The sequence below is a fragment of the Thiothrix eikelboomii genome (genome assembly GCF_900167255.1).
Taxonomy (GTDB): Bacteria; Pseudomonadota; Gammaproteobacteria; order Thiotrichales; family Thiotrichaceae; genus Thiolinea; species Thiolinea eikelboomii.
Window position 1 is genome coordinate 87,191 of the sequence record NZ_FUYB01000018.1, and the last position, 10,116, is coordinate 97,306.

Genomic DNA, 10,116 nt, shown 5'->3' on the forward strand with positions numbered 1-10,116 from the left:
GCTAATCATAGGGCAAAACAGAGTGAGATTATGAGTGGATTACTATTGAGGAGAGCCTGCCATGCTGAGTCCGAGTCGAGATGTCTTTATTACCTGTGCTGTGACCGGTGCAGGGGCAACCACTGAACGTTCACATAAAGTACCTGTCACCCCGCGTCAAATTGCAGAGAGTTGTATCGAAGCAGCCCAAGCCGGGGCCGCTGTTGTGCATATCCATGTACGTCAGCCACAAACGGGGGCACCAGCACGTGATCCGGCTTTATACCGTGAAGTGGTCAATTATATTCGTGAGTCTGGTGTTGATATGGTGTTAAACCTAACAGCAGGTATGGGTGGGGATTTGACCTTGGGCAGTGTCGAGCAACCTTTACCCCCTGCGGAACTGGGAACGGATATGGCGGGGGCAACCGAACGCCTAGCACATGTCCGTGAGCTCTTACCGGAAATCTGTACCTTAGATTGCGGCACGATGAATTTCGGTGAGGGTGATTATGTCATGACCAATACTCCCGCGACTTTGCGCGAAATGGCGAAACAGATTAAGGCATTGGGCGTGCGCCCTGAAATTGAAGCCTTCGACACGGGGCATATCCTGCTTGCGAAATGGTTAAGGGATCAGGGCTTGATTGAGGCGCCGGGGATGATTCAACTCTGTATGGGGATTCCTTGGGGCGCGCCGGATGATTTTTCTACCTTGATGGCGATGGTGAATGCCGTACCGAAAGAATGGACTTTTTCAGCTTTTTCAATTGGGCGTAATCAATTGCCTTATGTGGCGATGGCCATCTTGGCAGGCGGCCATATTCGTGTCGGTTTAGAAGACAATATCTGGTTAGATCGTGGTGTGTTGGCGAGTAATGGTGATTTAGTCAAACGTGCCGTGACCATCGCTGAAGCAATGGGGAGTCGAATCATGACTGCGCCTGAAGTTCGGCAAAAAATGCAACTCACCAAGCGCTGGGCTTAAGGAGTAACACATGGAGCAAATTAAACAAGCAGCGGTGATTGGTGGGGGTGTCATCGGTGCAGGTTGGGTGGCACGTTTGATTGAAAATGGTATTCAGGTGCGTATTTATGACCCTGATCCTACCGCTCCACACAAGCTTGCCGCCGTGCTAGGGAATAGCCGCCATGCTTATAGCAAACTCACGATGGCACCGCGTCGCCCCGAAGCCCATTTTGAGTTCACAGCTGATCTAGCCAGTGCGGTGCAAGCGGCTGAATGGATTGTAGAGGCAGTGCCTGAGCGTCTTGATCTTAAGCAAGCGATTTATCGGGAAATTGAACAAGCAGCTTCGCCTAGAGCCGTGATTGCCTCATCCACTTCCGGGATTTTGCCGACTGATTTACAAGCTGGTTTGCAATATCCCGAGCGTTTATTGGTAGCACATCCGTTCAATCCGGTTTATTTGTTGCCTTTGGTGGAGTTGGTAGGTGGGCAAGCGACCGCTGCCCAAACCGTGCAACGCGCCCTTGATTTTTATCGTAGCCTTGGTATGCACCCATTGCATATCAAAAAAGAAATCGAAGCTTTTATCGCAGATCGCTTATTGGAAGCAGTTTGGCGCGAATCTTTATGGCTAGTACGCGATGGGATCGCGAGCACTCAAGATGTGGATGATGCGATTCGTTATGGTTTTGGTTTGCGTTGGGCGCAGATGGGCTTATTTGAAACGTATCGGATTGCAGGTGGTGAAGCAGGGATGCGCCATTTTATGGAGCAATTTGGCCCTTGCTTGACTTGGCCGTGGACGAAACTGACTGAAGTACCTGAGTTTAATGATGAATTGGTGGACTTAATTGCAGGCCAGTCGGATGCGCAGTCGGGGCATTATAGTATTCGGGAACTCGAGCGGATTCGTGACAATAATCTGATTGCCATTTTGCAAGCACTCAAAACCTATGATTGGGGCGCCGGTAAGGCCTTAGCGGCTTATGAAAAAGCGCAATACGATGCAGCGGCTTTATCGAGCTTGTCTGGCATCACGACACGGCTCGATAAAAGCCAACCGATTAAAACGGTCGAGCGTACCGTACCTACGGATTGGACGGACTATAATAATCACATGAATGAAAGCCGCTATTTGCAAGTATCCAGCGAGGCGACCGATGCTTTTATGCGCTTGCTTGGCGTGGATGCGGCTTATGTCGAGGCCGGTGGTTCGTATTTTACTGTGGAAACGCATCTGCGCCATTTGGATGAGGTTCGCGCTTTAGAGCCTATTGTCGTCACCACTCAGGTCTTGGCAGGCAGTGGTAAGAAGCTGCATTTATTCAATCGTATCCAGCATGCTGATGGGCGCTTGTTAGCAACCGCTGAGCATTTATTGATTCATGTGAGTTTGAAAAACCGCAGCTCTAGTTTGCCGAGTGCCGCTGTCGCTAGCAAGCTGACCGAGTTTGCACACGCACACGCACAATTGCCTCGGCCAGACGGGGCGGGACGTGCCATTGGAGGTTAGATATGGAGTTTGGATTAAGCACTGAGCAGCAACTGATCGTTGATACGGTACGCAGCTTCGTGGAAAAGGAAATGTATCCGCATGAAGCCGAAGTGGAGCGTACTGGTGAATTGCCCATCGAGCTGGGTTTAGAAATTCGTGATAAATGCCGCGAATTAGGCTTTTATGCAGCCAATATGCCGGAGTCGGTCGGTGGTGGTGGTTTAAATCATCTGGATTTTACGCTCTTAGAGCGTGAGTTAGGGCGACCTTCAATGGCATTGTCGGTTTTTTTTGGGCGACCCTCAGGGATTTTGCTGGCCTGCGAAGGTGAGCAACGTGAGCGCTATTTATTACCAGCAGTGCAGGGTGAACGTTTTGATGCTCTGGCAATGACTGAACCCGAGGCAGGTTCGGATGTGCGTGGGATGAAATGCCATGCTAAACAGGTGGGCGGTGATTGGATCATCAATGGTTCGAAGCATTTTATTAGCCATGCCGATATTGCTGATTTTGTGATTGTATTTGCAGCAACTGGTGAGGAAGTCACTCCACAGGGTAAGAAGAAGCTCATCACCTGTTTCTTAGTAGACCGTGATACACCGGGTTTTGAAATTCGTAAGGGTTATCAATCGGTGAGTCATCGCGGCTATCACAATTGTATTTTGAATTTTGATCATTGCCGTTTGCCTGCAGCACAAGTGTTGGGGGAAGTACATCAAGGTTTCGAATTGGCCAATCAATGGCTCTATGGTACGCGCTTAACTGTTGCGGCCTTTTGTGTGGGGCGAGCGCGACGAGCTTTTGAATTAGCCCTACCGTATGCGGCGGAACGCAAGCAGTTTGGTCAAGCCATTGGCCGTTTTCAAGGGGTGTCCTTTAAGCTGGCGGATATGATTACCGAGATTGATGCAGCGGATTATCTAACCCTTGCAGCCGCTTGGAAAGTAGACCAAGGCTGGGGCGCTGATCGAGACATTGCAAGTGCTAAGCTCTATGCGACTGAAATGCTTGCACGGGTCACGGATCAAGCAGTGCAGATTTTTGGTGGGATGGGTTTGATGAGCGATTTGCCTTTGGAGCGTTTCTGGCGAGATGCGCGGGTCGAGCGAATTTGGGATGGAACTTCCGAGATCCAGCGTCATATTATCTCACGGCATCTTTTAAGGCCTTTGGGGGCTTAAATGCAGCGTCCATTTGATTTACAACGTCTGTTAAGACCGCGCTCCATTGCTGTGGTTGGTGGTAGTGCTGCTGTCAATGTTATCGTGCAATGCCAGCGTATGGGGTATACCGGTGAGCTGTGGCCGGTTCACCCTAGCCGCACTGAAATGGCGGGTTTAAAAACCTATCCCAGTATTGCTGAACTACCGGAGGCACCCGATGCTTGTTTTGTTGGGGTGAATCGACATATCACGCCACATATTGTGGCCGAGCTTGTAGCAAAGGGAGCGGGCGGGGCCGTTTGTTATGCCTCGGGTTTTCGTGAGGCGGATGAAGAAGGCCAGCGCTTAGAAGCACAGCTAGAAGCAGTTGCTAAGCTACCGCTCCTTGGTCCAAACTGCTATGGCTTTATTAATTATGCCGATGGCGTTTTACTCTGGCCCGATCAGCATGGTGGTCGGCGTTTGGCAGACGGGGAGCAGGGCGTGGCGATTCTCGCCCAATCTTCGAATCTGGCGATTAATCTTAGCATGCAGCAACGGGGCTTACCGTTGGCGTATTTGTTAACAGCGGGCAATCAGATGCAGATCGGTTTATCTGATTTAGCCTTAGCCGTACTGGATGATCCTCGGGTGACGGCCTTAGGTTTGCATATTGAAGGCTTTGATTCGATTCAAGGCTTTGAAGCTTTAGCGCGGCAAGCGCATCGGTTGCGAAAGCCTGTGGTGGTCTTAAAAGTGGGTAAAACCAGCCAAGCTCAACAAGCTGCCCTCACCCATACGGCTTCATTAGCTGGCTCGCATGCGGCGGCCTCGGCTTTCTTAAAGCGCTTAGGTTTTGGGCAAGTGGAGTCGCTTTCAGCGTTTTTAGAGACGCTAAAGCTGTTGCATGTACATGGCAGTTTGGATGCCTACAGTTTGTCGTCGCTGAGTTGCTCGGGTGGCGAGGCTAGTTTAGTCGCAGATGCCGCTTTAGGTCGTAAAGTCTATTTCCCGGCGTTAACGGCTGAGCAACAAGCTCCGATTGAAGCTGTGTTGGGGGCGAAGGTCACGGTGCAGAATCCTTTGGATTATCAGACCTATATTTGGGGTGATGAATCGGCCATGACGCTAACGTTTACTCATTGGCTGAAGTTAGGGTTTGGCTTGAACCTATTGATTTTGGATTTTCCACATCTAGCCCGTTGTCAGCATGAGGATTGGTTGGTGGCTTTGCGTGCTTGGGAACAAGCAGTGCAGGCGACTGGGCAAAAAGCGGCTTTAGTGGCGAGTTTGCCAGAAAATCTCCCTGAGCTTTATGTAGAGCGCTTAGCTTTCCAAGGCATCGCCGCCTTAAGTGGGTTTGAGGAGACGCTGATAGCGGCAGAGATAGCGGCAGACATAGGCAAGTTTTGGCAGCAAGTTCTAGCCGAGCCGTGTATTAGTGTGCCTCAGCCCGTCCTGCCTATGTCTAAACAAACCTTAACGGAGGCACAAGCAAAAGCCTTATTAGCCCAAGCAGCAGTACCTCTCCCACCTGGGCAAGTGGTCAACAGTCTAGAAGCGGCGCTGCAAGCGGCGGATGTTCTCGGTTATCCGTTGGTACTGAAAGCTTTAGGGATTGCCCATAAAACTGAGCAAGCGGCTCTACGCTTGAATTTAACCAATAGACTGGAGTTAAGTGCGGCCTTTGTGGATTTAGAAGGTTTAGGTAGCGGCTTGTATTTAGAGTCAATGGTGCAAGGGGGTGTTGCTGAGTTATTAGTCGGTTTCCATCGTGATCCATGCTTTGGTTTAGTGATGAGTTTGGGTTTGGGGGGGATTTGGGTCGAGCTATTGCGTGATAGTCAAACTTTATTATTACCCAGCCCTGCGATGGAGATTGAGCAAGCCTTATTAAGTTTGAAAGGGGCCGCTTTGTTGCAAGGTTATCGTGGCAAGCCAGTTGCCGATTTAGCGGCTGCTATCACGGCCATTTTGCGAATCCAAGATTTTGTTTTGAACCATGCCGCTCAGCTGCATGAGTTAGAGATTAATCCATTAATTATTTGTGCGGTAGGGCAAGGGGCTTATGCCGCCGATGCTTTATTGAGTAGGACCTTTAGTGAGGAGAAGGTGCATGGCTGAATCAGTAATCACCACACGACGCGAAGCCGCTATTTTAGAGGTGACTTTGGACCGTCCCAAAGCGAATGCAATTGATTTAGCCACTAGTCGTTTAATGGGGCAAACTTTTAAGGCTTTTCGTGATGATCCTGAGTTACGGGTAGCGATTGTACGCACGGCGGGCGATAAGTTTTTCTCGGCAGGTTGGGACTTAAAAGCAGCTGCGACGGGCGATGCGGTGGATGGAGATTATGGGGTCGGTGGTTTTGCGGGGTTGCAAGAGTTACGGGATCTGAATAAACCAGTGATTGCTGCCGTGAATGGTATGGCTGTCGGTGGTGGATTTGAATTGGCACTCTCAGCGGATTTAATTTATGCCACCGAATCGAGTACCTTTGCTTTACCAGAAATCCGTGCTGGAACATTGGCGGATGCGGCTACGGTGAAGCTCCCCAAACGGATTCCTTATCATGTGGCGATGGATTTATTGTTCACCGGGCGTTGGATGGGGGTGCAAGAAGCGCAGCGTTGGGGATTGGTGAATGAGGTTTTAGCGGATGAAGCGGCTTTAATGGCACGAGTTTGGGAGGTTGCCCGTTTATTAGCTGCAGGGCCACCCTTAGTCTTTGCGGCGATTAAAGAGGTGGCACGTGAAGCCGAAGCCTTAAGTTTTCAAAGCGCGATGAATTATATCACCAAGCGGCAATTTGCGACTGTGGATCGGCTGTATGATAGCGAGGATAATTTAGAGGGCTTTAGGGCTTTTGCAGAAAAGCGTGATCCGGTTTGGCGGGGGAAGTAAGTACACCCTTTAACCGATATTGAATACCCGATTCATGCTAAGTGAATAGACCCGCCTGCTTGATTGCTCTACCATAAACGCCTATTCAATGAGGAAAGGCTGGTTTATGTTCGAGCGTATCCGTGAAGATGTGATGTGCATCTTTGACCGTGACCCTGCAGCACGCAATGTGTTTGAGATTTTGACAACTTATCCGGGGATTCATGCCATTATTTGGCATCGACTTGATCATTGGCTGTGGCAACATAATTTTAAATGGTTGGCTCGTTTCTTATCGAATATTCCGCGTTGGTACACTGGGATTGAAATTCATCCGGGCGCAACCATTGGCCGACGTTTTTTCATTGATCATGGCATGGGTATTGTGATTGGTGAAACCGCAGAAATTGGCGATGATTGCTCGCTCTATCATGGAGTGACTTTGGGTGGGACTAGTTGGAAACCGGGCAAGCGTCATCCGACTTTGAAAAATAATGTAGTGGTGGGCGCAGGTGCGAAAGTCTTAGGGCCGATTACTTTAAATAACGGTGCGCGGGTTGGCTCAAATGCAGTCGTGGTTAAGGATGTGCCAGAAAATGTGACGGTTGTGGGGGTTCCGGGCAGAGAGGTAACTCAACGCAGTCATGATGAAAAGCGCCGTGAAGCCTTAGCCGAAAAGTTGGGTTTTGATGCTTACGGTGCAACCCAAGATATGCCCGATCCAGTGGCTAATGCAGTGAATCGAATGCTGGATCATATTCACCTCATGGAAGAACGTACCGATTGCTTGTGTGCCGAGGTTCGGCGCTTGGGTGGGCAGATTGATATGAAGCCCATGCCAAAGTTAGAGGCCGATTGCTTTGGGACTGAGGTCGTTTAGGCAAGGGTAGATTAGTCACCTATGAGTTTTCTTAGGGTAGGTAGTGGGGGAGTTTCTCCAATAAAAGCTTGGCTATAGCGAGAATCTTCATCGTCGAAGACGCTTTCAAGGATGTTGCTGATGTCGCGCCAGAGAAACGTGACGACTGGGCGGAAGTGCAGAACTACATTCAGGCACTGAATTATGCGGTGACGCGGCTGGAAACCCTGCCTCTCTCCAACCAACCGCTTGTTGTGGGAGGCGCACGCCACTCTGTTGCAAGGAGTCAGGGGTGCAACCAAACAACCCGGTGAATTCCGCACCAGCCAGAACTGGATTGGCGTTAGCCTGAAAAACGCGGTGTTTGTTCCCCCGCACCATGAGCGGGTTGGTGAGTTGATGAGTGATCTGGAAAAATTCCTGCACGACGACACGCACTATGTCTCACCGCTGATCAAGATTGCGATTGCGCACTATCAGTTTGAAACGATTCACCCGTTTCTGGATGGCAATGGGCGCTTGGGGCGGTTACTGGTTTCACTGTATCTGGCATCTGAACAGATTCTTGTCAAACCAGCCTTGTATTTGTCGGATTATTTCGAGCGCAACAAGACGGCTTATGTCGATCACCTGATGGCAGTCAGGCAAGGCAACCACTTGCGTGAATGGCTGCTGTTCTTTTTGCATGGCGTGGCGGAAACGGCGCAATCTTCCATTGCCGTCTTCAAAAGCATATTACTGCTCAAAGAGCGTATCGACAGCGATGTATTGCCACACTTCGGTGTACGGCGGCAGGAGAATGCGCAACAGCTTATGCGCTACCTCTACCGGAAGCCAGTCGTTGATGTGAAAACGGTTACGGAACTGTTGGAAACCACGCAAAAAACAGCGGGGTCGCTGGTTGATGACTTGGTTAGTTATGGGGTGTTGGCTGAAATCACCGGGCAGCGGCGGAATCGGTTGTTTGTGTTTAGGGAATATCTGGGGTTGTTTACAAGATAGACCGTTCTACTTTTTTCACATCTTCGGCAGGTGATAGGTTTTCTGGGTGAATGCCGCGTTCCAGCAGTGTTTTACGCACCGCTTGATTGTTGGTGAGGTGTTCGCTGGAAATGGCGGCTGCTGTTTTCATCGCTTACCTCCACGTAACGGCTAATTATCATCATTATGATGATGTAGCATAGTCTTTATTGTTGAGCTTTGGAATGGACAAGATCATAATTAACCCATGAAACCAACCGATATGTTTGAAACCACTACCGATACCTTGGCATCTCTGAGCCTGCCACAGCGCGAACGCTTGGCCTTCCTTGAGTTCCGCCTGTTCTTTCTGGGCGATGTGCGCCGTCAAGATTTGATGGAGCGCTTTGGCATTGCCCCCGCTGCCGCGACCCGCGATTTTGCGCAATACCGCGAGCTTTGCCCCGATAACCTTAGTCTGGATGGCAGCAGCAAGGCGTATGTGCTGGGCGGTGGCTTTCGGCCTGCGTTTGCGCACCATGTCGAGCGGGTGTTGATGATGTTGTCGCAAGGGTTTGGCGATGGCATCAGCCAGATGCAGGATGCGTTGTTGGCGTGTGAACTGCCGCCGCTGTTGATCCGCCCTGAGGTTGACATCCTTGCGCCTGTGACGCGGGCAATCTATCAGTGTAAAGCGGTGCGGATGCGTTATTTCTCGCATTCCAGCGGGATGTCGGAGCGGGAAATTGTGCCGTTTGCACTGGCAAATGACGGGCTGCGCTGGCACGTCCGCGCTTTTGACCGCAAATCCGGCGAATTCCGCGACTTTGTGTTTACGCGCATGGAATCCACCGAGCTGCTGGATGGCAACCCCGCTAAACACGAACTCCCCGCGCAAGACATCCAATGGAACCGCATTGTCGAACTCGACCTCGTGCCGCACCCTGACCGTCCGCACCCCGACATCACCGAACGCGACTACGGCATGGTCGATGGCGTGCTGCATTTGAAACTGCGGGCGGCAATGGCGGGGTATGTGCTGCGGCAATGGCAAGTGGATTGCTCGGCGGATCATAGTGTTGAAGAGCAAGGGTGTCGGTTGTGGCTGCGGGATGTGTTGGCGTTGTATGGGGTGAAGAATGCGATGCTGGCGTTGGGGTACAAAAAAGAAAAGGAATGTTAAAATGAATGTGGCTAGCTATAAGACTCAGAATAGCAATAAAAATCTGGTGCTAAATGCAGTACCGATTAATTTTTCTGATAAATCTATTATAGAAATCTGGCAACAACCATTCTCAGATCGGGACCATCTGCGAAATCTACGCGACGAGCTTATCCACACACATTTGGTTAAGCGTCATGGAAACTTTATTGAAGCAATTCCATACGATTTAAATAATAATTTGCTTTCTACCTCAAGCTGTCTTCAGAAAAAAACCATTCTTTTATCAGAAAGGATTGACATAGCAAAGGCACTTTTAAAAAGCTGGATAATTATTAGACCTCTTGCGAAAGTAGTCATTTTCGCCTATAAAGTTAAGAATGAACTACCTAACCCTGAAAACTCTATCCCCCTCGGCGTTCAAACGCGGAGTAGGAATCCCCCTGCCACTCTTTCACGAACTGCTTGAAGTGCTCAAAGCAGGCGAGTTGACGAAGAAGAAGTCGGGTCGCCCCAGCCCGTTAAGCCTAGAGGATCAACTATTATTGACCCTAGGTTACTGGCGAGAGTACCGCACGTTGTTCCACTTAGGTTTGAGCTATCAGGTCCATGAATCGACTGCCCAGCGCATCGTGAAGCGGGTTGAAACCCGCTTGGAAGCGTCG

General features: G+C 50.2%; 10 protein-coding genes. 9 read left to right on the plus strand and 1 reads right to left on the minus strand.

Features of this window, described 5'->3' with window-relative positions; all coding sequences use genetic code 11:
• Positions 1-61: 61 nt before the first annotated feature.
• The 7 genes from B5D50_RS15285 (at position 62) to B5D50_RS15315 (ending at position 8,331) form a co-directional block, all read left to right on the plus strand.
• Positions 62-967, plus strand: a complete 906-nt coding sequence (locus B5D50_RS15285; protein WP_078923526.1) for a beta-keto acid cleavage family enzyme — start codon at positions 62-64, stop codon at positions 965-967.
• 10 nt (positions 968-977) lie between these two features.
• Positions 978-2,462: a carnitine 3-dehydrogenase gene (locus B5D50_RS15290; RefSeq protein WP_078923527.1), complete on the plus strand. Its 1,485-nt coding sequence runs from the start codon at positions 978-980 to the stop codon at positions 2,460-2,462.
• 2 nt (positions 2,463-2,464) lie between these two features.
• Positions 2,465-3,625, plus strand: coding sequence for an acyl-CoA dehydrogenase family protein (locus B5D50_RS15295; RefSeq protein WP_078923528.1), 1,161 nt, complete (start codon positions 2,465-2,467; stop codon positions 3,623-3,625).
• A complete protein-coding gene (locus B5D50_RS15300) occupies positions 3,626-5,710 on the plus strand; it encodes an acetate--CoA ligase family protein (RefSeq protein ID WP_078923529.1) in 2,085 nt (694 codons plus the stop codon).
• On the plus strand, positions 5,703-6,491 hold the full coding sequence (locus B5D50_RS15305; protein WP_078923530.1) for a carnitinyl-CoA dehydratase: 789 nt from the start codon (positions 5,703-5,705) through the stop codon (positions 6,489-6,491). The genes B5D50_RS15300 and B5D50_RS15305 overlap by 8 nt, the downstream gene beginning before the upstream one ends.
• 106 nt (positions 6,492-6,597) lie before the next feature.
• Entirely contained in the window at positions 6,598-7,350 is a 753-nt protein-coding gene (gene cysE, locus B5D50_RS15310) for a serine O-acetyltransferase (protein WP_078923531.1), read from the plus strand.
• 255 nt (positions 7,351-7,605) lie between these two features.
• On the plus strand, positions 7,606-8,331 hold the full coding sequence (locus tag B5D50_RS15315; protein ID WP_200807106.1) for a Fic family protein: 726 nt from the start codon (positions 7,606-7,608) through the stop codon (positions 8,329-8,331).
• On the opposite strand, the gene B5D50_RS20180 is transcribed toward B5D50_RS15315, so the two are convergent.
• Entirely contained in the window at positions 8,321-8,461 is a 141-nt protein-coding gene (locus B5D50_RS20180; RefSeq protein WP_200807107.1) for a hypothetical protein, read from the minus strand. The two genes, B5D50_RS15315 and B5D50_RS20180, sit on opposite strands and share 11 nt — an antisense overlap.
• A 96-nt stretch (positions 8,462-8,557) precedes the next feature.
• Between B5D50_RS20180 and B5D50_RS15320 the strand changes: the two genes are divergently transcribed.
• Together B5D50_RS15320 and B5D50_RS15330 are read left to right on the plus strand one after the other, a co-directional pair.
• Positions 8,558-9,472, plus strand: a complete 915-nt coding sequence (locus tag B5D50_RS15320; protein WP_078923532.1) for a WYL domain-containing transcriptional regulator — start codon at positions 8,558-8,560, stop codon at positions 9,470-9,472.
• 359 nt (positions 9,473-9,831) lie between these two features.
• On the plus strand, positions 9,832-10,116 hold a 285-nt coding region (locus B5D50_RS15330), incomplete at its 3' end, for a helix-turn-helix domain-containing protein (protein WP_078923536.1).

Excerpts from the sequence above, each read along its gene's own strand:
- B5D50_RS15285 (WP_078923526.1), top strand. The coding sequence starts at position 62 with ATGCTGAGTCCGAGTCGAGATGTCTTTATTACCTGTGCTGTGACCGGT.
- B5D50_RS15300 (WP_078923529.1), top strand. The coding sequence starts at position 3,626 with ATGCAGCGTCCATTTGATTTACAACGTCTGTTAAGACCGCGCTCCATT.
- cysE (WP_078923531.1), top strand. The coding sequence starts at position 6,598 with ATGTTCGAGCGTATCCGTGAAGATGTGATGTGCATCTTTGACCGTGAC.
- B5D50_RS15305 (WP_078923530.1), top strand. The coding sequence starts at position 5,703 with ATGGCTGAATCAGTAATCACCACACGACGCGAAGCCGCTATTTTAGAG.
- B5D50_RS15295 (WP_078923528.1), top strand. The coding sequence starts at position 2,465 with ATGGAGTTTGGATTAAGCACTGAGCAGCAACTGATCGTTGATACGGTA.
- B5D50_RS20180 (WP_200807107.1), bottom strand. The coding sequence starts at position 8,461 with ATGAAAACAGCAGCCGCCATTTCCAGCGAACACCTCACCAACAATCAA.
- B5D50_RS15290 (WP_078923527.1), top strand. The coding sequence starts at position 978 with ATGGAGCAAATTAAACAAGCAGCGGTGATTGGTGGGGGTGTCATCGGT.
- B5D50_RS15320 (WP_078923532.1), top strand. The coding sequence starts at position 8,558 with ATGAAACCAACCGATATGTTTGAAACCACTACCGATACCTTGGCATCT.